Source organism: Variovorax atrisoli 110B (assembly GCF_000382045.1).
In the GTDB taxonomy this organism is placed as follows: domain Bacteria; phylum Pseudomonadota; class Gammaproteobacteria; order Burkholderiales; family Burkholderiaceae_C; genus Variovorax; species Variovorax atrisoli.
The window spans coordinates 86,505-108,762 of sequence record NZ_KB907464.1 but is presented as its reverse complement, the minus strand read 5'-3'; the positions used below and the strand labels follow the sequence as shown (position 1 = coordinate 108,762).

The 22,258-nt window shown below is 69.3% G+C and carries 20 protein-coding genes; 13 read left to right on the top strand and 7 right to left on the bottom strand.

From position 1 onward, the window contains the following. Positions 1 to 789: a type III pantothenate kinase gene (locus tag G369_RS0130080; RefSeq protein WP_019657786.1), complete on the bottom strand. Its 789-nt coding sequence runs from the start codon at positions 787 to 789 to the stop codon at positions 1 to 3. Positions 790 to 923: 134 nt separating this feature from the next. Here G369_RS0130080 and lysM point away from each other — a divergent pair, with 134 nt between their 5' ends. Further along, positions 924 to 1,388: a peptidoglycan-binding protein LysM gene (gene lysM, locus G369_RS0130075; protein WP_019657785.1), complete on the top strand. Its 465-nt coding sequence runs from the start codon at positions 924 to 926 to the stop codon at positions 1,386 to 1,388. Between the two features lie 209 nt (positions 1,389 to 1,597). On the opposite strand, the gene G369_RS0130070 is transcribed toward lysM, so the two are convergent. After that, positions 1,598 to 2,008: a rhodanese-like domain-containing protein gene (locus tag G369_RS0130070; RefSeq protein WP_019657784.1), complete on the bottom strand. Its 411-nt coding sequence runs from the start codon at positions 2,006 to 2,008 to the stop codon at positions 1,598 to 1,600. Positions 2,009 to 2,185: 177 nt separating this feature from the next. On the opposite strand from G369_RS0130070, the gene G369_RS0130065 reads away from it, so the two are divergent. The 3 genes from G369_RS0130065 (at position 2,186) to G369_RS0130055 (ending at position 5,999) form a co-directional block, all read left to right on the top strand. Beyond that, positions 2,186 to 3,301: a TRAP transporter substrate-binding protein gene (locus G369_RS0130065; RefSeq protein WP_019657783.1), complete on the top strand. Its 1,116-nt coding sequence runs from the start codon at positions 2,186 to 2,188 to the stop codon at positions 3,299 to 3,301. Between the two features lie 107 nt (positions 3,302 to 3,408). Further along, positions 3,409 to 4,029 (top strand): TRAP transporter small permease subunit, encoded by a 621-nt coding sequence (locus G369_RS0130060; RefSeq protein ID WP_019657782.1) that lies wholly within the window; start codon positions 3,409 to 3,411, stop codon positions 4,027 to 4,029. Then, positions 4,026 to 5,999 carry a TRAP transporter large permease gene (locus G369_RS0130055; RefSeq protein ID WP_019657781.1) on the top strand — a complete coding sequence of 658 codons (1,974 nt, stop codon included), beginning with the start codon at positions 4,026 to 4,028 and terminating at the stop codon, positions 5,997 to 5,999. Before G369_RS0130060 ends, G369_RS0130055 begins: the two co-directional genes overlap by 4 nt. 27 nt (positions 6,000 to 6,026) lie before the next feature. Here the strand turns inward: G369_RS0130055 and G369_RS0130050 are convergent, their stop codons facing one another. Then, positions 6,027 to 8,075 carry a PEP/pyruvate-binding domain-containing protein gene (locus tag G369_RS0130050; protein ID WP_019657780.1) on the bottom strand — a complete coding sequence of 683 codons (2,049 nt, stop codon included), beginning with the start codon at positions 8,073 to 8,075 and terminating at the stop codon, positions 6,027 to 6,029. Positions 8,076 to 8,222: 147 nt separating this feature from the next. Between G369_RS0130050 and G369_RS0130045 the strand changes: the two genes are divergently transcribed. Next, entirely contained in the window at positions 8,223 to 10,157 is a 1,935-nt protein-coding gene (locus tag G369_RS0130045; RefSeq protein ID WP_019657779.1) for a DUF6600 domain-containing protein, read from the top strand. Between the two features lie 4 nt (positions 10,158 to 10,161). Here the strand turns inward: G369_RS0130045 and G369_RS37265 are convergent, their stop codons facing one another. Then, positions 10,162 to 10,461, bottom strand: coding sequence for a double zinc ribbon domain-containing protein (locus G369_RS37265; RefSeq protein WP_051127673.1), 300 nt, complete (start codon positions 10,459 to 10,461; stop codon positions 10,162 to 10,164). Between the two features lie 171 nt (positions 10,462 to 10,632). Between G369_RS37265 and gorA the strand changes: the two genes are divergently transcribed. Next, on the top strand, positions 10,633 to 12,000 hold the full coding sequence (gene gorA, locus G369_RS0130035) for a glutathione-disulfide reductase (RefSeq protein ID WP_019657777.1): 1,368 nt from the start codon (positions 10,633 to 10,635) through the stop codon (positions 11,998 to 12,000). An 86-nt stretch (positions 12,001 to 12,086) separates the two neighbouring features. On the opposite strand, the gene G369_RS0130030 is transcribed toward gorA, so the two are convergent. After that, positions 12,087 to 12,992, bottom strand: a complete 906-nt coding sequence (locus G369_RS0130030; protein WP_019657776.1) for a ketopantoate reductase family protein — start codon at positions 12,990 to 12,992, stop codon at positions 12,087 to 12,089. A gap of 67 nt (positions 12,993 to 13,059) precedes the next feature. Beyond that, the gene (locus G369_RS0130025; RefSeq protein WP_019657775.1) at positions 13,060 to 13,974 is read right to left on the bottom strand and encodes a LysR substrate-binding domain-containing protein; all 915 of its coding nucleotides are present in this window, start codon (positions 13,972 to 13,974) and stop codon (positions 13,060 to 13,062) included. A gap of 166 nt (positions 13,975 to 14,140) precedes the next feature. On the opposite strand from G369_RS0130025, the gene G369_RS0130020 reads away from it, so the two are divergent. From G369_RS0130020 to G369_RS0129990, 7 genes are all read left to right on the top strand, one after another. After that, complete coding sequence (locus tag G369_RS0130020; RefSeq protein WP_026346754.1) at positions 14,141 to 14,926, top strand: ABC transporter permease; 786 nt, start codon at positions 14,141 to 14,143, stop codon at positions 14,924 to 14,926. 19 nt (positions 14,927 to 14,945) lie between these two features. After that, positions 14,946 to 15,974 carry an ABC transporter ATP-binding protein gene (locus tag G369_RS0130015; protein ID WP_019657773.1) on the top strand — a complete coding sequence of 343 codons (1,029 nt, stop codon included), beginning with the start codon at positions 14,946 to 14,948 and terminating at the stop codon, positions 15,972 to 15,974. Positions 15,975 to 16,011: 37 nt separating this feature from the next. After that, a complete protein-coding gene (locus tag G369_RS0130010; RefSeq protein WP_019657772.1) occupies positions 16,012 to 17,088 on the top strand; it encodes an extracellular solute-binding protein in 1,077 nt (358 codons plus the stop codon). 158 nt (positions 17,089 to 17,246) lie between these two features. After that, on the top strand, positions 17,247 to 18,071 hold the full coding sequence (locus G369_RS0130005; protein ID WP_020723361.1) for an ABC transporter permease: 825 nt from the start codon (positions 17,247 to 17,249) through the stop codon (positions 18,069 to 18,071). Continuing rightward, entirely contained in the window at positions 18,019 to 18,570 is a 552-nt protein-coding gene (locus G369_RS0130000) for a TIGR00725 family protein (RefSeq protein WP_051127672.1), read from the top strand. The genes G369_RS0130005 and G369_RS0130000 overlap by 53 nt, the downstream gene beginning before the upstream one ends. 230 nt (positions 18,571 to 18,800) lie before the next feature. After that, positions 18,801 to 20,318: an AMP nucleosidase gene (locus G369_RS0129995; RefSeq protein ID WP_019657769.1), complete on the top strand. Its 1,518-nt coding sequence runs from the start codon at positions 18,801 to 18,803 to the stop codon at positions 20,316 to 20,318. 124 nt (positions 20,319 to 20,442) lie between these two features. Next, entirely contained in the window at positions 20,443 to 21,456 is a 1,014-nt protein-coding gene (locus G369_RS0129990; RefSeq protein WP_019657768.1) for a Bug family tripartite tricarboxylate transporter substrate binding protein, read from the top strand. Positions 21,457 to 21,556: 100 nt separating this feature from the next. Here the strand turns inward: G369_RS0129990 and G369_RS0129985 are convergent, their stop codons facing one another. Beyond that, positions 21,557 to 22,252, bottom strand: coding sequence for an ArsR/SmtB family transcription factor (locus tag G369_RS0129985; protein ID WP_019657767.1), 696 nt, complete (start codon positions 22,250 to 22,252; stop codon positions 21,557 to 21,559). Between the last annotated feature and the right edge of the window lie 6 nt (positions 22,253 to 22,258).

Genomic DNA, 22,258 nt, shown 5'->3' with positions numbered 1-22,258 from the left:
TCAGTTCGAAGCCCGCTCGCGGGCGATCACCAGGAGCCCGTCCATGATCAGGCTTTCGACCAGCTCGAAGTGCCCATTCATCACGGGCGCCATCTTCCAGCCTGCACCGCCGGTCATGTAGCAGGCCGGCTCCACGCCGCAGTGCGAGCGCACGTGCTGCACCATGCGCTCCACCGCGCCCGCGATGGCGTAGGTGCCGCCGCTGGTCAGCGCGTCGCTGGTGTTGGTCGGGAACTCGCGCACCTCGCCGGTGGGCACGTGCAGGCCCGCCGTGCCCGACTCGAGCGCGCGCAGCATGATGCCGTGGCCCGGCAGGATCAGGCCGCCGAGGAACTTGCCGTCGGCATCGATGGCCTCGACTGTCACGGCCGTGCCGATCAGCACCACCACCATCGGCCGCGGCGCCTGTCCCGGCCTGGCGGCGGCCAGCATGCGGTGGCGCGCGCCGATCATCGCCACGAAGCGGTCGGCGCCCAGGCGCGTGGGATGGTCGTAGCCGTTGACGATGCCGGCCTCGCCGGCGCTCGACATCACCCAGCGCGGCGTGCAGTCGAAGCGCTCGACGATCTGCTCCTCGGCGCGACGGCGCACCGCATCGCCGGCCACCACGCAACCCAGCATCGAACCGGGCGAAGGCAGGTCGGCCCACGGGCCGTCGGCCAGCCGTTCGATGTGGTCGAGGAATTCGGCGCCCTGCGCCTGCAACGCGGCGCCGGGGCTGGCCGAGTCGTAGAGCGCCCACTTGATGCGGGTGTTGCCGATGTCGATGGCGAGGAAGGGGGATGACATGCGCGGGATTATTGCGACTTTGTTGTTATTCCTGCTGGCACGTCGTTGACACACGCGGCATGGGACTACGCTGGCACGCCGAGTTCCACCCCTACATTGGCGGGTTCCACCCACCACCGCACAAGGAGAGAACCATGGGATTGCTCAGTTTCATCAAGGAGGCTGGTGAGAAGCTGTTCGGCGGCTCGTCGGCCCAGGCCGCCACGCCCGACGCCAACCAGGCTGCTGCCGCCGCCATCAAGACCTACATCGAGACCCAGAACCTCGGTCTCACGCGACTGGAAGTGACCTACACCGCCAGCACCGGGGTTGTCACCCTCGCGGGCCAGGCGCCGTCGCAGGAAGCCAGCGAGAAGGCCTCGCTCGCCGCCGGCAACGTGGCGAACGTGACCAGCGTGGAGAACAACCTCGTCGCACCGGCCGCACCGCCCGCCCAGTACCACGACGTGGTGCGCGGCGACACGCTCTCTGCCATCTCGAAGAAGTACTACGGCGACGCCAACAAGTACAACGTGATCTTCGAGGCCAACAAGCCGATGCTGAGCAACCCGGACAAGATCTATCCGGGGCAGAAGCTGCGGATTCCGGCGCTGGGCTGAAAGCCTTTCGCCATGCAGTGCAGGAAGGCCCGCGGCGTACCGTGGGCCTTTGTGCTTTCTGGCGCAGCCGATGAAGTGCAAGCCCACCCGGCGCGACGCGTACTGCCGCACGCCGGGTGCCTGTTGCCCGATTAGCAACGATCGTCGCCTTTTGAGCAACGAATTCTTCGTGGCCCTGCCATGAAACACTCAGCCGCCAGGCTTCAGGCTCAGTTCTGCCGCCACGGCAACCCGCGCTTGCGCCAGCCGCCCGTCAGCCCGCGGTGGCCGTTCTCGTCCGGGTTGCCCTCGAAGCCTTCGAGGATGTTGTAGGCCTCCACGCCCAGTTCCGTCGCGCGCTTGGCCGCGGCGATGGAGCGCACGCCGCTGCGGCACAGCAGCACCAGCTTCTTGCCGCCTTCGGCCGCGGCACGGATGCCTTCGTCGAAGGCCGGGTTGAGCGCCATGCCGGGCCACTGCTTCCATGCCAGCGGCACGGCGCCGGGCACGTAGCCGACCCATTCGCGCTCGGCATCCGTGCGCACGTCGACCAGCACGGCCTCTGCGCTGGCGATCCATTGCGCGGCCTGCTCGGGCGTCACGTCGCCGGCGTAGCCCTTGTTCTCGATGGGTTCGGTCATCTCTCTTGCGTCCTTGGCATGCGGGTTTTCATTCCCCGGAATTTTTCACCGGTTCGTGAAAACCCTGTTTGTTGAGTGCTCCCGCGCGCCAAAGATGGCGCCTTGGGCCTGTCGAACCATAACTCCAAGACGCACAGCCTGGGTTTTCCCAAGTCAGAACCGTTTGGAGAGAGACAAATGACAGACAGCAAGATGCCCCGCCGCCGCGGGCTGCTCAAGGGCGCGGCCGTGGCCGCCGGCGCCATGTCCGTGCCGATGGTCAGCATGGCCCAGACCACCACCCTGCGCTTCCAGAGCACCTGGCCCGCGAAGGACATCTTCCACGAGTACGCGCAGGACTACGCGAAGAAGGTCAACGACATGGCGGGCAGCCGCCTGAAGATCGAGGTGCTGCCCGCCGGCTCGGTGGTGCCCGCCTTCCAGCTGCTCGACGCGGTGGCCAAGGGCACGCTCGACGGCGGCCACGGCGTGGTCGCGTACTGGTACGGCAAGAACTCGGCGCTCGCGCTGTGGGGCTCCGGCCCGGGCTACGGCATGGACGCCAACATGGTGCTGGCCTGGCACACCTACGGCGGCGGCAAGGCGCTGATGGAGGAGATCTACAAGGGGCTGAACCTCGACGTGGTCTCGTACCTCTACGGCCCCATGCCCACGCAGCCGCTGGGCTGGTTCAAGAAGCCGGTGGCCAAGGCCGAGGACATGAAGGGCCTGAAGTTCCGCACCGTGGGCCTGGCGGTGGACGTGTTCACCGACATGGGCGCGGCCGTGAACCCATTGCCCGGCGGCGAGATCGTGCCCGCGCTGGACCGCGGCCTGATCGACGCGGCCGAGTTCAACAATGCGTCGAGCGACCGCGTGCTGGGCTTTCCCGACGTCGCCAAGAACTGCATGCTGCAGAGCTTCCACCAGAGCGGCGAGCAGTTCGAGGTGCTGTTCAACGGCGCCAAGCTCAAGGCGCTGCCGACCGAGCTCAAGTCGATCATCGAGTACGCCACGCAGGCCGCAAGCGCCGAGATGAGCTGGAAGGCCATCGACCGCAACTCGAAGGACTACGAGGAGCTGAAGAAGGCCGGCATCAAGTTCTACAAGACGCCCGACACGGTGCTGCGCGCGCAGCTCGCATCGTGGGACAAGACCATCGCGAAGAAGTCGTCCGAGAACCCCATGTTCAAGAAGGTGCTCGACTCGCAGCGCGCCTTCGCGGAACGCGCGGGCCAGTGGCAGAACGACTACGAGGTCGATTTCAAGATGGCCTACAACCACTACTTCGGACGGCAGGCGAAGAAGACCTGAGCCAAGGGATCGATGCGATGCGAGGGCACCCGTGCGGTGCCCTCTTTTCATGCCTGCGCCCAAGCTGCCGCGCAAGACACGGATGACGCGGCGAGGAGTTCGTTCCGATGCAATCTTTCCTGCTGGCGGTCGACCGGTTCTCCACATGGATCGGCAAGACCTTCGCCTGGTGCGCCCTGCTGCTCACGCTGCTGATCAGCTGGGAGGTGTTCTCGCGCTATGCCCTCAACAAGCCCCACGCCTGGGTGCTGGACGCGCAGATCATGCTGTACGGCACCATGTTCATGACCGCGGGCGCCTACACGCTCTCGAAGAACGGCCACGTGCGCGGCGACGTGCTCTACGGCTTCTTCCGCCCGCGCACGCAGGCGCTGGTGGACCTGGTGCTCTACATCGTCTTCTTCCTGCCCGGCATCGTGGCGCTGACCTGGGCCGGATGGGTCTACGCGGGCGAGTCGCTCGCCATCCGCGAGCAGACCTTCTCGGCCGAGCCGCTGCCGCTGTACCCGTTCAAGTACGTCATTCCGCTGGCGGGGTTCACGCTGCTCCTGCAGGGGTTGGTGGAGATCATCCGCTGCGTGCGCTGCATCCGCGAGGGCGCCTGGCCATCGCGCGAGCAGGACGTGGAGGAAGTCGACGTCGAGAAGCTCAAGGAGATGGTGCACGTGAAGGACGAGGACATCGCCGCGCTCGATCGCGTCGTCGCCTCGAAGGAGGCCGCGCGATGATCCGCCGCGAACTCTGGTTCGGCCTCTCGTTCATGGCGCTGATCGTGATCGGCGCGGTGGCGGTGCTGGCCAACGCGCCCACCATCACCAACGGCCACCTCGGCCTGCTGATGCTCTCGCTGGTGGTGGTGGCCATCATGCTGGGCTTTCCCACGGCGTTCACGCTGATGGGCATGGGCATGCTCTTCACCTGGCTGGCCTACGACCGCGACTGGCACCGCACGCTCGACCTGATGGTGCAGTCGGCCTTCAAGACCATGGCCAACGACGTGCTCATCGCGGTGCCGCTGTTCGTGTTCATGGGCTACCTGGTGGAGCGCGCGAACCTCATCGAGTCGCTGTTCAAGAGCCTGCACCTCGCGCTCGCGCGGCTGCCGGGCGCGCTGGCGGTGGCGACGCTCGTGACCTGCACCATCTTCGCGACGGCCACCGGCATCGTGGGCGCGGTGGTCACGCTGATGGGCCTGCTGGCGCTGCCGGCCATGCTGCGCGCGGGCTACAGCGTGCCGCTGGCCGCGGGCTCGATCACCGCGGGCGGCTGCCTGGGCATCCTGATTCCGCCTTCGGTGCTGCTGATCGTGTACGGCGCGACGGCAGGCGTGTCGGTGGTGCAGCTCTATGCGGGTGCCTTCTTTCCGGGGCTGATGCTGGCCTCGCTCTACGTGCTGTACGTGATCATCGTCGCGTGGCTCAAGCCGCAATGGGCCCCGCCGCTGTCGCACGCCGAGCGCGTCGTGCCGCTGCCGCCGCTGTCGCAGCGGCTGGCTGAAAGCCCGGCCGCGCATGCGCTGGTCGGCCTGCTGAAGGGCCGGCGCAATGCCGACGTGCCCTTCTCGCACGTGCTGAAACAGCTTGGCGTCGTCGCGCTGCCGGGTGTGATCTTCCTGCTCCTGGCCGCCTTCAGCTACAAGGCCGTGACCACCGTCGAGGCGCAGGCGCGCTACGAGATCGAGGAGATCGGCGCGGTGCGCAGCAGCACGCCGGAGTCGGGTGGACTGCAGGAGCCTCCGGTCGAAGGCGGGCTGCAGGAGCCGCCGCAGGAAGGCGGCCTCCAGGAGCCGCCCAGTGAAGATTCGCAGCCATCGGCGCCTGCCGCTGCTTCGAACCAAGGCTCGCTGGCCGAGCCACCGGGGGCATCGCCCGCACCACCGGCGCCTGCCGCCGAAGGAGTCGCAGAGCCCGCAGCCCCTGCCGCCGCCGAAGCCGCCACGCAGCGTCCCGCGCCGACCTGGTGGTGGGTCACCTTCGCCATCTTCGGCGCGATCGTCACGCTGTTCTACCTGTTCCTGAGCTTCGCGCGGCTCGAGATATTCAAGATGCTGCTGGCGTCGTTCTTTCCGCTGGTGCTGCTGATCCTCGCGGTGCTGGGCTCGATCGTGCTGGGCCTGGCCACACCCACCGAAGCGGCAGCCATGGGCGCGCTCGGCGGCATGCTGCTGGCGGCGGCCTACCGGCGGCTCAACCTCGCGGTGCTGAAGGAGTCGGTGTTCCTCACGGCCAAGACATCGGCGATGGTGTGCTGGCTCTTCGTCGGCTCGGCCATCTTCTCGGCCGCATTCGCGCTGCTGGGCGGACAGGCGCTGGTGGAGGAATGGGTGCTCGGCATGAACCTCACCAAGGTGGAGTTCCTGATCCTGAGCCAGGTCATCATCTTCCTGCTGGGCTGGCCGCTGGAGTGGACCGAGATCATCGTGATCTTCATGCCCATCTTCATCCCGCTGCTCGACAACTTCGGCGTCGACCCGCTGTTCTTCGGGCTGCTGGTGGCGCTGAACCTGCAGACCGCCTTCCTGTCGCCGCCGGTCGCGATGGCCGCCTTCTACCTCAAGGGCGTGAGCCCGCCGCACGTGACGCTCAACCAGATCTTCCTGGGCATGCTGCCCTTCATGGGCATCCAGGTGCTGGCGATCGTGCTGCTGTACATGTGGCCGCAGATCGGGTTGTGGCTGCCGCAGCTGCTGTACAAGTAGAAACGGCGGCAAGCCGGGGCGGCGGCGTCAGCGCCGCCTCTCCACATACGGCCGCGCCTGCAGCAGCACGATCCTGTCGCCCACCGTCGCCCACTCGATGTCCTGGTCGACGCCGTTGAAGGTGCGTTTGACCGCCGCGCCCACGTTGGCCAGCCGTACGACCAGGTCGTCGGTCAGCACGTTGCGGCCGGCTTCCACCGGCACTTCCTTCACGCCGCCGTCCTTGTCGAGCTGCAGCGCGGTGTCTTCGGCCGAGCGGCTGAGCACCTGGATGGCCTTGGACCAGCTCGAGTACATCACCTGCTCGGCCACGCGCCGGCCCTCGACCACGCGGATGCCGATGCCGCGCTTGGCCGAGATGTAGGTGATGTGCGGATGCCCCGCGTCGAAGGGGTCGCGGGTGATCATCACGCCGGCGTTGGCGGAGTCGATGGCGGTCTGCACGAACACGCCCATGAGGACCGATTCGGCGCCGAAGCCCGCCGCCGCGCGGGCCTCCCAGGCCTCGGGGTTGAACACCGATGCCCAGACCTTCTTCACGGCCACTTCGAGCGCGTCGCCGGTCTTGACGTTGGGCACGGTGGTGTAGAGCCCCGCGCCGCTGAAGCCGGGCAGGTCTTCGGAGTTGGACGAGCTGCGCACGAACACGCCGCCGCCTCCGAGCTGCGACTGCCATGCGGCGCGCCAGCCGGCGGCGGTGGCGGCATCGACGGGCCATTGCACGATCTCGTCGCGCAGCTGCGCCAGCGCCTTCTGGCGGACCTTCGGGTCGCTCGCGAAGCCGGGCTGCTGCTGCATGCGCGCGATGCGATCGGCCAGGCCGTTGGCGCGCATGAAGCGGTCGTAGTGCGCGAAGGGAATGCAGAAGCCGTCGGGCACCGAGGTGCCCGGGATGTGCGCGGCCTGCATGGCGCCGAGGTTGGCGGCCTTGACGCCGCACTGCGCGCTGTTGCGCGCGCGCAGCGAGGCCAGCGGCAGCAGCCGGCTCTCGCGCAGGTCGGGCCTGATGGCGCGCGCGCTGCCGGGCACGGCTCCCGTGGCGGCGGTGCGCACCGCGCGCGGCGGCAGCGCGGCGATTTCCTCCGGCGTGAGCCGGCGCACCTGGTAGCCCGAGCTGACGACCTTCAGCGCCACCCACTGGCCGGCATGCTCCTTCAGGACCGCGGCGGCATCGCGCACGTAGGCGTTGGGAATGCCCCAGCCCTTGGCCAGCAGGTTGACGTGCGAGAGCGCGGTCGAGGGGCGTTCGGTCAGCACGGCCGCCACCGGCGGCAGGCCGATGGGCACCTGCCGCAGCACGGCGATGTCGTCGGGCAGCAGTGCGTCGATGCCGGCGTCGTCCTCCACGATGCGCACGCGGCCGGTGGCGGTGCCTAGGTTCATCGGCAGGAAGGGCTGCTCGCGGATCAGCGCCTCCTGGCTCACGAAATCGATGCCGGCTTCCTTCGCCACGCGCTCGTGCAGCGTGGAGTTGGTCTTGAACTTCACCGGACCGAAGAAGCTGGACCTGACCTGCTGCTCGGCCTGCCGCAGCAGCGGCGCGGTGAGCTTGTCGCCCTCCCAGAACTCGTAGGTGAAGCTGCCGATGTTCTGCTGCCAGCTCAGCGTGCCGAACAGGAAGCGGCGGTCGGGCACGAGGTAGTTGCGGTCGATCTCGCGCTTGACGGTGTTGGGCGCGAGCCGCGTGTCGCGCAGGAAGCGCACGTGCAGCTGGTAGCGCGGAGTGTCGATGTAGTACATGCGCGGCGGCTTCGCCTGCCGGTCGACCACGAAGAGCACGTGCGCAAGCTGCATCGGCGTGCCGGCGTCGTAGACGCGGGCCAGCTGGTCGAAGTCGGCCTGGCTGCGCAGCGCGGGCAGCGACGAGGGCACTGCGGGGCGCGGCACCAGTTGCGCGGCCGGGCCTTCGGGCTGCGGCTGGTTCTGCTGCTGGTAGTAAGACGGCTTGCGGGCCAGCTGCGCATCGGCGGGCCCTGCCACCAGTGTTGCCGCAGCAGCAGCCATGGAGAACACGATCGCGCTACGGTTTTTGAAGCGCGATCTGCCCGTGGGTCGTGTGTTGTTCTGGTTTTTCATGGGGTGTCCCTCCTTACAGCCGGTTTCCGATTGCACGCGCGCTTCACCAAGCAGAGGTCGTGCGGTGACGGCGGCAGCGGATTCTCGCGCGTTACAAAAACCCGGCGCCGCGCTTTCGCACCGTCCCGAGGATCAGAGAACGACACCATGAACCAACCCGCCCCTTCCATGCTTGCCGCGCCACGCCGATGGCTGCTCGGCATCGCGCTGCTGTGCGCGGCCTTCGCGGCCAGCGCGCAGCAGGACCCGCCGGGCCGCGTCGCGCTGCTCGGCTACCAGCAGGGCTCGGTGAGCTTCGCACCCGCCGGCGCCGACAGCTGGTACGACGCGCAGACCAACCGCCCCATCACCACCGGCGACCGGCTCTGGACCGACCGCAACGCCCGCGCCGAACTCTTCATCGGCTCGGCGGCGCTGCGGCTAGATGGGCAGACGCACCTGGAGTTCACAGAACTGGACGACGACACGGCGCACATCACGTCGAACCAGGGCAACCTGCAGCTGCGCGTTCGCGACGAGCTTTCGGGCCAGCGCTTCGAGGTGGACACCGGCAACATCGCGGTGGTGATCGACGCGCCGGGCGAATACCGCATCGCCGCCGATCCAGCCGCCGGCACCACCTGGGTGGCAGTGGCCTCGGGCCGGGTCACGCTCCATGGCGAGAACGGCCAGTCGCAGTCGCTGGGCGCGCGCCAGCAGCTCACCGTGGCGGGCCGCGATCTTTCGGCCGTGAGCGGCGCGCCGCAGCAGGGCAGCGGCTTCGACGCCTGGGTGGCCGAGCGCAACCGCATCGAGGACCAGTCGATCTCCGCCCGCTACGTGTCGCGCGACGTGGTCGGCTACCAGCAGCTCGACGCGTACGGCGACTGGCAGAGCGACCCGAACTATGGCGACGTGTGGTTCCCGCGCAATGTCGATGCCGACTGGGCGCCGTACCGCGACGGCCAGTGGGTCAACGTCGCGCCCTGGGGCCTGACCTGGATCGACGCCGCGCCCTGGGGCTTCGCGCCCTCCCACTACGGACGCTGGGCGCGCGTCGGTCCGCGCTGGGGCTGGGTGCCGGGGCGGCCGGGCGGACGGCCCGTGTATTCGCCGGCACTGGTGGGCTTCGTGGGCGGCGCTGCCGGAACGGGCGGCAACGGCGGGGTCGGCTGGTTCCCGCTGGCCCCGGGCGAACAATGGCGCCCCGGCTACCGCGCGAGCCAGCGCTACCTGGACCAGGTCAACCGCATGGCCATCTATAACCGCCAGGCGTTGCGCAGCGACTTCTACGCCAACCAGCAGATGCCCGGCGCGGTGACCGTGGTGCCCGCCGACCGCTTCGGCCGCGGCCCCTTCGGGCGGCGCGACCTGATGCGGCTGCCGGACGACCGCTTCGCGCGCGGACCTGTGGCGCCCGCGCCAGGCATCGCAGTCAATGCCTTCGGCGGTTTCGGCCGGCCCGCCGCGGTGGTGCCGCCGGCCGCCGCGCTGGCGGCGCGGCAGCAGCAGATCCAGCTCCAGCAGGCGCGACAGGCACAACAGGCACAACAGCAACAGCTGATGCAGCAACAGCAGCAGATGGAATGGCAGCGCCAGCAAGGCTGGAGGCAACAACAGGATTGGCGCCAGCAACAGGACTGGCAGGCGCAGCAGGAATGGCGCCAGCGCGGCGAGCAGGATCGCTGGCAGCGCCAGCAACAACAGCAGCTGCAGCAACAGCAGTTGCAACTCCAGCAGCAACAGGCCATGCGCCAGCAGCAGGAAATGCAGCAACGCGCCGCGCAGGCGCAGGCCCTGCAGCAGCAACAGCTGCTTCAACAACAGCAGGCGGCGCAGATGCAACTTCTGCAGCAGCAGCGCGCGGCGCAGCAGCAGGCGTTGGTGCAGCAACAGCAGCTTCGCCAGCAGCAGGAGATGCAGCAGCGCGCCGCACAGATGCAGCAGCAGGCGCAGGCTCAACAGCAGGCCTTGCAGCAGGCCCAGTTGCGCGCGCTGCAGCAGCAGCGCGGCATCCAGCCGCCCGCCGTGCCGCAACCGCAGCCCGGCCAGCGCGGTGACGACCCGCGCCGGCTCTGGACCTCGCCCGACTCGCGCCAGTAGCGCTTCAGCCGCGCAGCGGGGCGTGCGAGGGCTGGCCGCACTGTGCGCAGAACTTCGCACCGGCCTGCATCGCGGTGCCGCACTGCCTGCAGGCCGCCGGAAGCATCGAGCCGCCGCATTGCTGGCAGAAGCGCGCGCCCGGCCCGTTGACGGCGCGGCATGCGGGGCAAGCGCTGCCGCCACCACCCCCTCCTGCAGGCGGTGCGCCGCTGCCGTGGCCGTGTCCGCCGTGCGAGCCATGGTGGCCGCCGCCGCCATGCCGCGATCCGCCGTGGCCTCCGAAAAGCCTTTCAAGCATGCCCATGTGATCTCCCTGATAGCGGGCTGCCCGTGGAAGCGTCGCCGGCGGCGATGAACACCCGCGGGGCCCGGACGCAGTGGAATCCCTGAAGCAGCTCCAGGGTCAAGCAAGCCCCGACGGAAGCGCCGGCTTCGCCCCGGCCGCTACAGTCGGCGGCCAAGGAGCAAGCCTTTCATGCCCACATTCGACTTCGATCTCTTCGTCATCGGCGGCGGCAGCGGCGGCGTCCGCGCCGCTCGCATGGCTGCGCAGACCGGCGCCCGCGTCGCCCTCGCCGAGGCCGCCGAGCTTGGCGGCACCTGCGTCAACGTGGGCTGCATCCCCAAGAAGCTCTACAGCTACGCGGCCGGCTATGCCGAATCCTTCGAGGAGGCCGCGGGCTACGGCTGGAAGCTGCCCGAGGCGCCGCAGTTCGACTGGGCGCACCTGAAGGCGCAGCGCGCGAAGGAGATCGGCCGGCTCAACGGCATCTATGCCTCGCTGCTGAGGAACGCGGGCGTCACGCTCGTCACCGGATGGGCCCAGCTGGTCGATCCGCACACGGTGGAGGTCGACGGCAAGCGTCACACCGCGCGCCACTTGCTCGTGGCCACCGGCGGCACGCCCTTCGTGCCCGACATCCAGGGCCGCGAGCACGTCGTGACCTCCGACGCGATGTTCGACCTCGATCCGTTCCCCAGGCGCCTGCTGGTGGTGGGCGGCGGCTACATCGCCTGCGAGTTCGCGTCGATCTTCAACGGGCTGGGCGCCAAGGTCACGCAGCTGCACCGCCGCGCGCACCTGCTCACCGGTTTCGACGACGACGTGCGGCAGTTCCTGGCCAACGAGATGGGCAAGGCCGGCGTCGACGTGCGGCTGAACTGCGATGTCGCCTCGGTCACGCGCCACACCGGCGGTAGCGGCGGCCTCACGGTCACGCTGGCACGCGGCCAGCAGATCGAGGCCGACACGGTGCTCTTCGCCACCGGCCGCGTGCCCAACACGCAGGGGCTGGGCCTGGAGGCGGCGGGCGTGGCGCTCGACGAGCGCGGCGCGATCGCGGTCGATGCGCACTACCGCAGCTCGGTGCCGTCGATCTACGCGGTGGGCGACGTCTCCACTCGCGTGCAGCTCACGCCGGTGGCGCTGGCCGAGGCGATGGTGGTGGTCGACGAGCTCTTCGGCAAGGGAAAGCGCCGGCTCGACTACGAGTTCATTCCCACCGCCGTGTTCACGCACCCGAACATCGGCACCTGCGGCTACACCGAGCTCGACGCACGCGCCAGGTTCGGCGAGGTGACGGTGTTCTCCAGCGAGTTCAAGTCGCTGCGCCACACGCTCTCGGGCCGCAGCGAGCGCACCTTCATGAAGCTGGTGGTCGACAAGGCCACCGACCGCGTCGTGGGCCTGCACATGGTGGGCGCCGATGCCGGCGAAGTGGTGCAGGGCTTCGCGGTGGCGATGCGCGCAGGGGCGACGAAGGCGGTCTTCGACAGCACGGTGGGCATCCATCCCACGGCTGCCGAGGAGTTCGTGACGATGCGCGAGCCGATGCCGGGGTGAAGGCTCGCCCCCAGGCTTCGCGCACTTCGTGTCGCTGCGCCAACCCCCTTCCGGGGGCAACCCGCGGTGTTCCCGCCAGATAGGGGTCAGCTCGAGCGTTGCTTGCCTTCAAGGAGCTTCACCATCACGAACAGCACGCGGTTCGCCGGCGTGGGCACGCCCAGCGCCTCGCCGCGGCGCACGATAAGGCCGTTGAGGTGGTCGATCTCGGTGGGCTTGGCGCGCGCGAGGTCCTGCGCGGTGGAGGAGTACTGCGACGGCATGGTCTGCGCGATGGCGCGCACGGCGGCGTCGGTGTCGCCGACCACGTCCACGCCCTCGGCCTTCGCGACCGCGAGGCATTCGGCCACCACGTCGCGGATCACGTCGGCCACGCCGGTGCCCTTCACGAGCACGCCGTAGGGCAGCTGCGTGACGGCGGAGAGCGCGTTGTAGGCACAGTTGAGTATCAGCTTGGCCCAGAGCGATCCGCGCACGTTGGGCGATATCTGCGTGGGCACGCCGGCGGCTTCGAGCTGCCGCGCCACTTCCTCGCTGCGGGCCGAAGGCGCGATCACCAGCTCGCCGCGGCCGTGGTGCTTCACGTGGCCGGGGCCGGCCATCTCGGTCGCGACGTAGACGACGGCCGCGGCGACTTCGTTCGACGGCGGCAGCACCGAGCGCACGCGCTGGTCGTTGTCCACGCCGTTCTGCAGCGTGAGCACAAGCGCGCCGGGTGCAAGGTGCGGCCCGATCTGTCCCGCGGCCGATTCGGTGTCGGTGGATTTCACGCAGAAGAGCACGAGGTCGGCGCCCTGCACGGCCGAAGCCTCGGTGCTTGCGGCAACGCGCACGTGCTCGTCGAAGGCCTTGGTCTCCAGGCGCAGGCCCCTGGCGTCGACGGCCTCCACGTGCGAGGGGCGGCCGATCAGCACCACCTCGTGTCCGGCGCGCGCGAGCATCGCCCCGTAGTAACAGCCGACCGCGCCGGCACCCATCACTGCGACTTTCATCGGTTCGTTTCCTTGCTTGTCCGCATGGAGGGCAAGCCTAGCGAAGATGGCGCCTTCATGCCTCGCTTCATGCTTCGGTTTCGACGCCGCGCGACTTCAGCCCCTCGTCGAGCAGCCATTCGCGGAACGCCGCGAAGGCCGGCAGGTCGAGGCGGTCTGGCCGGTAGCACAGGTAGTGCCCCTGGTTCACGCTCACGGGCGTGCCGCAGGGGCTGAGCAGCGCGCCTTCGGCCAACTCTTCCTGCACCAGCAGCTTCGGTACGAGGCCGATGCCCAGTCCGTTGAGCGCCGCCTGGATCAGCGCCGAATACTGGGCGAAACGCGGTCCGGCCACGGTCTGCACCTCGGGCACGCCGTGCTGGACGGCCCACAGGCGCCAGGCGGTGGGCGCGCCCTCGTGGTGCAGCAGCGTGTGGCCGACGATGTCGGCAGGCTGCGCGATGCGATGGCGCCCTTCGACCAGCGATCGCGCCACGATCAGCACGAACTCGCGCCCCGCGATGTATTCGGACACCACGCCGGGCCAGCCGTCGGGGCCATAGCGGATGGCGGCATCCACGCCGGCCGGGATGCCGTCGCTGGGCTCCAGGTGGCGGCTGAAGCTCAGCATCACGTGGCGGCTCTTCTGGCTGAAGGCGGGCAGGCGCGGAATGAGCCACTTGGTAAGGAAGGTGGGCACGCTCGCCAGCGTGAGCAGGCCGGCGCCGGCATCGCCCGAGCGGGCCTCGAAGGTGGCGGTCTCGATGGCGCGCAGGCCGCCGGAGATCTTCTGCCAGTACACGCGCCCCTGCGGCGTGAGCTGCACGCCGCGGCCGTTCTTCTGCAGCAGCTCGCGGCCCAGGAAGGCCTCGAGCCCCGCGATCTGCTTGCTGACCGCGCTCACGGTGATGCACAGGGCTCCGGCCGCGAGCGTGATGCTCTGGTGGCGCGCCACGGCGTCGAAGGCCAGCAGCTCCTGGATGGTGGGGCAGTCGCGCTTCATGCATGGCCTCGCTTCATGAAAGCTGCGTGAAAAAGGGTTTCCAATTGCTCAAGTGTCGTCATCCAACTTTCACCCATAAGTACGCATGCGGTTCCTAGAATTCGGGACGGCGCGGCGGCATGACCGGCGCGAACAGTAGCGCATCCGGAAAGTATGCCGGGTGTCCATGACATTGGAGACAAACTTGGTTCGCGTCATCTCGCTCGTCTACGGCCTGTACCTGCTGCTGCCCATCGCGCTGCTGCTGGTCGGCAGCGTGGGCGGCAACTGGACCAACACGCTGCTGCCCACGGGCATCACCGGGCAGTGGTACGTCGACCTCTGGCTCGACACCTCCTTCCGCAAGGCCTTCGTGAGCAGCCTGGTGGTGGCGCTGTCGGCCTGCGCCATCAACACCGTGCTGGCGCTGCCGCTGGCCTATGCGCTGTACCACGGCGCGCGGCGCGGCGGCAGCCTGGCGGCGCGCATCGTGAGCGCCACGCCGGTGGCGGTGCCGACGATCACGCTGGCCTTCGGCTACATGATCGTCTTCAACACCGACCTCGCGCCCTGGCTGGGCTCGATGCCGCTGCTGATCGCGGCGCACGCGATCCTCACGCTGCCCTATCTCACCAACACGCTGCTGACCGACCTGCGCCACCTCGACCTCGGCCGGCTGGAGCAGGCGGCCGCCACGCTGGGCGCCTCGGGCTGGCAGCAGTTCACCGGCATCGTGCTGCCCAGCCTGCGCCAGAGCCTGATCAGCGGGCTGGTGATGGTGGCGGCCATCTCGGTGGGCGAGTTCGGCGTGTCGAACCTGCTCACGAGTTTCCAGAACCGCACCTACCCGGTCGTGCTGCTGCAGGCCTTCTACGGCGCGACGGGCTTCGCCTGCGCGGCCACGGTGATCCTGCTGGTGCTGGCGAGTGCGTCGGCGCTTCTTTCCTCCTCCCTCGTGAAGCAACGCGCATAAGCGGCAGAACCGATACGCCATGAGCCTCCTCCTCGACAAGGTCAGCTACAACTACCCCGGCAGCACGCACGGGCTGCACGACGTATCGCTGGACGTCCGCACCGGCGAGCTGGTCGCGGTGATCGGCCCCAGCGGCTCGGGCAAGTCGACGCTGCTGAAGCTGGTGTCGGGCCTGGAGACGGGCCACACCGGCCGCATCGCGCTCGACGGCGAGGACATGTCGCGCACGCCGGTGCACCAGCGCCACATCGGCATGGTGTTCCAGAGCTACGCGCTCTTTCCGCACCTGAGCGTGCTCGACAACGTGGCCTACGGCCTGAAGCTGCGCAAGGTGGCCGCGGCCGAGCGGCATCGCCGCGCGCAGGAGCTGCTCGACATCGTCGGGCTGGGCGAGTTCTCGCGGCGCGCCGTGGCGCAGCTCTCGGGCGGGCAGCAGCAGCGCGTGGCACTGGCCCGCGCGCTGGCCATCGACCCGCGCGCCCTGCTGCTCGACGAGCCGCTCTCGGCGCTCGACGCCAGCGTGCGCGGCCACCTGCGCGACCAGATCCGCGCCATACAGCAGCGCTTCAATGCCACCACGCTGCTGGTCACGCACGACCAGGAGGAAGCGCTGGCCATGGCCGACCGCGTGGCGATGCTCAAGGACGGCAGGCTGCTGCAGATCGCCACGCCGCGCGACATCTACGAGAACCCCGCGAGCCGCGCGGTGGCCGAGTTCGTCGGGCTCTCGACGATCCTGCCCGCGAAGGTGGCCGCACCCGGCCGGCTGGACATGGGTTTTGCCGAGCTCTTCGCCGACACCGGCCGGCGCGCCTTCGGCACCGAGGTGAACGTGCTGGTGCGGCCCGAGCACATCCGGCCCGACCCGGCCGCAGACGCCGTGAACCGGCTCGCGGGCCGCACCGGCGCGCAGCGCTACCTGGGCGCGCTCACGCGCTACGACTTCGAGGTGCAGGGCGCCGCCAAGCCCTTCCTCGCCGAATCGTCGAGGCCGGCCGCCGAGGCGATCGCCATCGCGCCAGAGCACCTGCGCCTGCTCGACCACTGAACAAGAAAACCCTGAACCCATCCTCCAAGGAGCCACCATGCAACGCAGACATCTGATCCAGGCCGCCGGCGCACTGCCGCTGGCCTCTCTCGCGGCCCGCACCGCATTCGCCTTCGACGGCCCCGAGCTCTACGCGGGCGAGAAGGCGCTGTACGCCGAGGCGCAGAAGGAAGGCCTGTGCGTCTCCTTCGACACCGGCCCCGAATGGGCCAACTGGAAGTCGCTGTTCCGCGACTTCAAGAAGCGCTACCCCGAGATCGAGCTGACCTACAACGACATCGGCTCCGCCGCCACCGTGGTCTCGCTCGAGAAGACGAAGCGCCGCCCGCAGGCCGACACCGCCTACTACTTCGCCGCCTCCGCCGTCGACGCCGCGAAGAAGGACGTGGTCGCGCCCTTCAAGCCCGTCAACTTCGACAAGCTGCCGGCCGTGTTCCGCGAGGCCGAGGGCCGCTGGTTCACCATCCACACGCTCAACATCGCCTTCCTGGTCAACAAGAAGCTGGTGAAGAACGTGCCCACCGGCTGGGCCGACCTGCTCAAGCCCGAGTTCAAGAACTCGGTGGTGTACCTCGACCCGCGCTCCACCGGCATCGGCCAGGTGCTGACCTTCGCGGCGGCGTACGCCAACGGCGGCAGCGTCGACAACGTGCAGCCCGGCACCGACTACCTCGGCAAGCTGCATGCGGCCGGCAACGTGCTGCGCGTGGAAGGCACCACGCCCTATGCCAAGTTCCTCAAGGGCGAGATCCCGGTGTGGATCAGCTACGAGAACGACGGCCTGAAGGCCAAGCACGTCGACGGCATGGGCGACGCGGTGGAAGTGGTGATCCCGAAGGAAGCCAGCGTGGCCGCGCCCTACGCCATCAGCCTCGTGAAGAACGGCCCGAACCCGAACGCCGGCAAGCTGTGGCTCAACTTCATCATGAGCGAGGCCGGCCAGTCGCTCTTCGCGCAGGGCTTCGTGCGCCCCGCCGTGCCGGGCACGCCGCTGGCCGCCGACGTGGCCGCCAAGATGCCGGCCGCGCCGCAAATCAAGCCGCTCGACGTGGTGAAGGCCTCGGAGCGCAAGGCCGAGGTCGACAAGCTCTGGGCGCAGGCAGCACTGAAATGACGCACTCCCCCAGTCTTCGCGCACTTGGTGTCGCTTCGCCAACCCCCTCGCCGGGGGCAACACCTGCGGCCCGGCAAAGCCGGTTCCGCGGTGTTCCCCGCCCTGGCCCTGCCGTTGCATGCGCCGTGGGCCGCGGCAGGTCGTGACGGAGAACTGATATGCGACGCTTTGGCGCCTGGCCCGCATGGGCCTTCATGGCGCTGTTCTTCGCGGTGCCCCTTGCCGCACTGCTGCCCGAGGCCTTCGGCGAGGGCGGCAGCGCCTTCGGGCGGCTGTTCGGCAACGCGCTCTTCTTCGGCGCGCTGCGCAATACCCTGGCGCTCGGGCTCGCGGCGGGTGCCATGTCGGCGCTGGTGGGCACCTGCATCGCGATCGAGCTCGCGCGCCAGCCCGAGGCGCGCCGCCGCTGGATGATGACCCTGCTGGGCCTGCCGCTGGCGTTCTCGGGGCTGGTGATCGCCTATGGCTTCATCCTGGCCTTCGGCCGCGCGGGCTTCGTGACGCAGCTGCTCGCGGGCCTGGGCGCCGACCCGGCGGCCTTCGGCAGCTGGATCTACAGCGTGTCGGGCCTGGGTTTTGCGTATGCCTACTACCTGATTCCGCGCGTGGCGCTGTCGCTGTACCCGGTGTTCGCGAACCTCGACCTGCGCCCGGCGCAGGCGGCGCGCACGCTGGGCGCCTCGCGCTCGCGTGCTTTCTGGGACACGGTGGTGCCCGAGGTGCTGCCCTCGGTCCTGTCGAACGCCTGCATGGTGGCCGCGATCGCGATGGGCACCTACGGCACGGCGCTGGCGCTGGTGGGCACGCAGCTCAACATCCTGCCGCTGATGCTGCTGGCGCAGGTGGGCGACGGCGGTTCCGATTTCGCGGTGGCGGCGGCCCTGTCGCTGGTGCTGATGGTTGTGTGTGTGATCGTGATGGGAGTGGGCGATGTCTTTACGCGAAGGCGCGAGCGCGGTGGCGCTGCCGGCGCAGGTCACTGAGGCGCTGGCGCGCCTCGCGCAGAAGCAGCGGGGGCCGCAGCGCCACCGCCAGCCGGTGGCCATCATCGGCCCCGGCGACGGCGGTCCGGCCGAATGCGAGGCCGCCCATGCCGTGGCGCATGCGCTGGCCGGCGCCGGCATGGCCGTGGTCTGCGGCGGGCGCGGCGGCGTGATGGCGGCCGCCTCGCGCGGCGCGGTGGAAGCCGGCGGCATCGCCGTGGGCATCCTGCCCGAGGACGACGACCGCAACGCCAACGAATGGCTCAGCGTGGCCATCCCCACCGGCATGGGCGAGATGCGCAACGGCATCGTCGCGCGCAGCGGCGTGTGCCTGGTGGCCATCGGCGGCAACATGGGCACGCTGTCGGAGATGGCGCTGGGTCTCAAGTGGGGCAAGCCGGTGTTCGTGATGCACGGCGACGTGGCGCTGCCGGGGGCGGTGCAGGTCTCGGATGTGAACGAGATGCTCTCCAAGGTGGTGGCCTGCCTGTTGGGCTGAGTTTCTGCTCTGTCGTTCGGGGGTGTGCACAGGGCACGACGAGCGCTGCTCTTGTGCCGGCCGATCAGCCAATGCTCTGGACGATCACGCCGATGGGGTGCCTTGCGCAGCGAAATAAAGGAGGAGGGGCGAAGCCCCGGGAGACATTCGCGGAGCAAGGTACCCCGTCGGCGTGATCGCGCCCCGAACAGCGGCCCGAAGCAACCCAGCAGCCATTGCACAATGCCGGCATGCCCTACATGCCCACATTCGTCGCCCCCGCCCGCTTCACCGATGCCGCCGCCGCACTCGAGCAGGTCAAGCTCATCTACCAGAGCGGCCTGACGCACCTGCGCGAATCGATGCTGCGCTTCGTCGCCGGCGAGGAGCTTCCGGGGCGGGTGCGGGCCTGCTACCCCTTCGTGCGGGTGCACACCCACACCGTCTCGCGCCACACGCCTCCGGCCAACGCCGGCCTGAGCTACGGCTTCGTGGCCGGCCCCGGCCGCTACGAGACCACGCTGACGCGCCCCGACCTGTTCGCGCGCTACTACCTCGACCAGTTCCGCCTGCTGCTGGAGAACCACCAGGTCGAGCTGGAGGTGGGCACCAGCACGCAGCCGATCCCCATCCACTTCTCCTTCGCCGAGAACGACCACATCGAAGGCACCATGAGCGCCGAGCGCCGGGCCCTCATGCGCGACGTGTTCGACCTGCCCGACCTGGGCGTGATGGACGACGGCATCGCCAACGGCACCTTCGAGGCGCGCGACGGCGAGGCGCAGCCGCTGTCGCTGTTCACCGCCGCGCGGGTCGACTACTCGCTGCACCGCCTGCGCCACTACTCAGGCACGGCGCCGGAGTGGTTCCAGAACTTCGTGCTGTTCACCAACTACCAGTTCTACATCGACGAGTTCGTGCGGCTGGGCCACGAGGCCATGGCCGACGAGAACAGCGAGTACGTCGCCTTCATCGAGCCGGGCAACGTGGTCACGCGCCGGCGCGGCCTGCCCGCCGGTTCGAGCGCCACCTACGGCCACCTGCTCGATGGCAGCCAGGGCACCGCGCCCCCGCGGCTGCCGCAGATGCCGGCCTACCACCTGGTGCGCGAGGACTGCAGCGGCACCACCATGGTCAACATCGGCGTCGGCCCGGCCAACGCCAAGACCATCACAGACCACATCGCGGTGCTGCGTCCGCACGCCTGGATGATGCTGGGCCACTGCGCCGGCCTGCGCAACACGCAGCAACTCGGCGACTACGTGCTGGCCCACGCCTACGTGCGCGAGGACCACGTGCTCGACGAGGAACTGCCGCTGTGGGTGCCGATTCCGGCGCTGTCGGAGATCCAGCTCGCGCTGGAAAAAGCCGTGGCCGACGTCACCCGCTACGAGGGGCCCGACCTGAAGAAGATCATGCGCACCGGCACCGTGGCCAGCACCGACAACCGCAACTGGGAGCTGCTGCCAGGCAACCAGCCGCAGCGCCGCTTCAGCCAGAGCCGCGCGGTGGCGCTGGACATGGAAAGCGCGACCATCGCGGCCAACGGCTTCCGCTTCCGCGTGCCCTACGGCACCCTGCTGTGCGTGAGCGACAAGCCGCTGCACGGCGAGATCAAGCTGCCGGGCATGGCCAACCACTTCTACCGTGAACGCGTGGAGCAGCACCTGCGCATCGGCATGCGGGCCATCGACATCCTGCGCGCCGAGGGCTCGACCCGGCTGCACAGCCGCAAGCTGCGCAGCTTCGCCGAAGTGGCGTTCCAGTAAGAAGAACGGCTCCAGCAGGCCCGCGACCAGGGCCGGGCCTCAGGGTTTGTCCTGCCCGCGGGCACGCCTGATCGGCGCGTTTCGCGGACATCATCCGGTCTATCCCACGACAACCGGAAAGAAGATGACCCAGTCGCGCTCCGTTCCCCCCATTTCCCGTCGCAGTTTCTCTGCATGGATCGCGGCCTCGGCCGCGGCAGCCGGCGCAGGACACGCCGCGCTGTGGCCGCGCTCCGCGCACGCCGCCGACGCGCCGCTGAGCAACCGGCTGCGCATCGTGATCCCCGCCAACGAAGGCGGCGGCTGGGACCAGACGGGCCGTGCGCTGGGCGCCGCCATGCTGGCGTCGGGCGCGGTCGGCAGCGTGGTCTACGAGAACGTCGGCGGCAAGGGCGGCACCATCGGCCTGGCCAAGTATGTCGAGAAATACGACGCCGACCCCGACACCCTGCTGATGAGCGGCATGGTCATGGTCGGCGCGGTGGCCCTGCAGAAGCCGGCGGTCACCATGGCCAGCATGGCGCCCATCGCCCGCCTCACCAGCGACTACGAGGTGATCGCGGTCAAGGCCGACTCCCCCATCAAGACGCCGAAGGACCTGATCACGCAGCTGCACGCGGACGCGGCCAACACCGTCATCGCAGGCGGTTCGGCCGGCGGCGTGGACCACATGTATGCCGGCATGCTGGCGCGCGTGGCCGAGGCCTCGCAGTCGCTGGTCTACCAGGCGCACCCCGGCGGCGCGGAGGTGGTCGAGGCGCTGGAAAGCGGCAAGGCCGCAGCAGGCATCTCGGGCTACAGCGAGTTCGCCGAGAGCATCGCCAATGGCAAGCTGCGCGCCATCGGCGTGTCGTCGAAGCGGCCGTTCCAGGGCATCGCCTCGGTGCGCGAGCAGGGCGTGGACGCCGACCTCGCCAACTGGCGCGGCGTGCTCACCGGCCGCAAGGTGCCGCCGTACCGCAAGACCGCCCTGCTGACCGTGGTGAAGCGCGCCACCGCCACCGATCTGTGGCAGAAAACCGTCAAGCAGAACAACTGGGACCCGTTCTGGCTGGAAGGCAAGGAATTCGAGAACTTCCTCGAGACCGACACGGCGATGGCCGGGCCACTGATCTATCTGCTCAAGCTCAAGGCCTGAGGCGGGCTGACCGCCAGGCTTCGCGCACTTCGTGTCGCGCACGCCTTGCCCCTTCCCAGGGGGATATCGCGGAGCCTTGCAGCCGGTAGCCCCTGCTCGTTCAGGCGAAGAGTTCCGGCATCTCGCGCTGCGCCTTCGGCGTCAACGTGAGCGCGCGCCCATCCAGCTCCTGCCGCACCCACCCGCGCTTCAGCGACAGCTGCAGCCATGCCGCGCCCAGCGCGCCGCCCAGGTGCGGGCGGCGCTCGCTCCAGTCGAGGCAGGCGCAGGCGAAGCGGCGGCGGGAGCGGCGCACCTCGTCGATCTTCACGCCCAGGCTCTCCAGCGCGATCGCACCTTCGGGCGTGAGTTCGTACGAGCCGCTCTGCAGGCCGCTGAGCCAGCCATGGGCGTGCAGCCGGTCGTGCAGCGCGACGCCGGCCGTGCCCGCCATGTGGTCGTAGCAGGTGCGCGCGCTGCGCAGGCGGCTGGGCGTGCTGGGCCTGAACTCGGGTGTGCGTGGAGTGCCGGCCACCACCATCAGGCTTTCAAGCGCCGAGGCGACGTCGTCGCTGGCGAGGCGGAAGTAGCGGTGCTTGCCCTGCACCAGCACGTCGACCAGTCGTTCTTCCTTCAACCGGGCGAGGTGCGCGCTGGCGGTGGAGGCGGCCACCTCGGCGACGGTGGCGAGCTCGGTGGCGGTGCGTGCGTGGCCGTCCATCAGGCAGCTCAGCATGCGGGCGCGCGCCGGCTCGGCGATGGCCCCGGCCAGTCGGGCGAGCTGGAAGTCGGCGGCGGATGAAAGGGTGTCGTCCATGCGCCC

Coding starts and splice junctions, on each gene's coding strand:
- G369_RS0130005 (WP_020723361.1), top strand. CDS start 17,247: ATGCGACGCTTTGGCGCCTGGCCCGCATGGGCCTTCATGGCGCTGTTC.
- G369_RS0130030 (WP_019657776.1), bottom strand. CDS start 12,992: ATGAAAGTCGCAGTGATGGGTGCCGGCGCGGTCGGCTGTTACTACGGG.
- lysM (WP_019657785.1), top strand. CDS start 924: ATGGGATTGCTCAGTTTCATCAAGGAGGCTGGTGAGAAGCTGTTCGGC.
- G369_RS0130015 (WP_019657773.1), top strand. CDS start 14,946: ATGAGCCTCCTCCTCGACAAGGTCAGCTACAACTACCCCGGCAGCACG.
- G369_RS0130080 (WP_019657786.1), bottom strand. CDS start 789: ATGTCATCCCCCTTCCTCGCCATCGACATCGGCAACACCCGCATCAAG.
- G369_RS0130050 (WP_019657780.1), bottom strand. CDS start 8,075: ATGAAAAACCAGAACAACACACGACCCACGGGCAGATCGCGCTTCAAA.
- G369_RS0129995 (WP_019657769.1), top strand. CDS start 18,801: ATGCCCTACATGCCCACATTCGTCGCCCCCGCCCGCTTCACCGATGCC.
- G369_RS0130065 (WP_019657783.1), top strand. CDS start 2,186: ATGACAGACAGCAAGATGCCCCGCCGCCGCGGGCTGCTCAAGGGCGCG.
- G369_RS0129985 (WP_019657767.1), bottom strand. CDS start 22,252: ATGGACGACACCCTTTCATCCGCCGCCGACTTCCAGCTCGCCCGACTG.
- G369_RS0130000 (WP_051127672.1), top strand. CDS start 18,019: ATGTCTTTACGCGAAGGCGCGAGCGCGGTGGCGCTGCCGGCGCAGGTC.
- G369_RS0130025 (WP_019657775.1), bottom strand. CDS start 13,974: ATGAAGCGCGACTGCCCCACCATCCAGGAGCTGCTGGCCTTCGACGCC.
- G369_RS0130060 (WP_019657782.1), top strand. CDS start 3,409: ATGCAATCTTTCCTGCTGGCGGTCGACCGGTTCTCCACATGGATCGGC.
- G369_RS0130045 (WP_019657779.1), top strand. CDS start 8,223: ATGAACCAACCCGCCCCTTCCATGCTTGCCGCGCCACGCCGATGGCTG.
- gorA (WP_019657777.1), top strand. CDS start 10,633: ATGCCCACATTCGACTTCGATCTCTTCGTCATCGGCGGCGGCAGCGGC.
- G369_RS0130020 (WP_026346754.1), top strand. CDS start 14,141: ATGACATTGGAGACAAACTTGGTTCGCGTCATCTCGCTCGTCTACGGC.
- G369_RS37265 (WP_051127673.1), bottom strand. CDS start 10,461: ATGGGCATGCTTGAAAGGCTTTTCGGAGGCCACGGCGGATCGCGGCAT.
- G369_RS0129990 (WP_019657768.1), top strand. CDS start 20,443: ATGACCCAGTCGCGCTCCGTTCCCCCCATTTCCCGTCGCAGTTTCTCT.
- G369_RS0130070 (WP_019657784.1), bottom strand. CDS start 2,008: ATGACCGAACCCATCGAGAACAAGGGCTACGCCGGCGACGTGACGCCC.
- G369_RS0130010 (WP_019657772.1), top strand. CDS start 16,012: ATGCAACGCAGACATCTGATCCAGGCCGCCGGCGCACTGCCGCTGGCC.
- G369_RS0130055 (WP_019657781.1), top strand. CDS start 4,026: ATGATCCGCCGCGAACTCTGGTTCGGCCTCTCGTTCATGGCGCTGATC.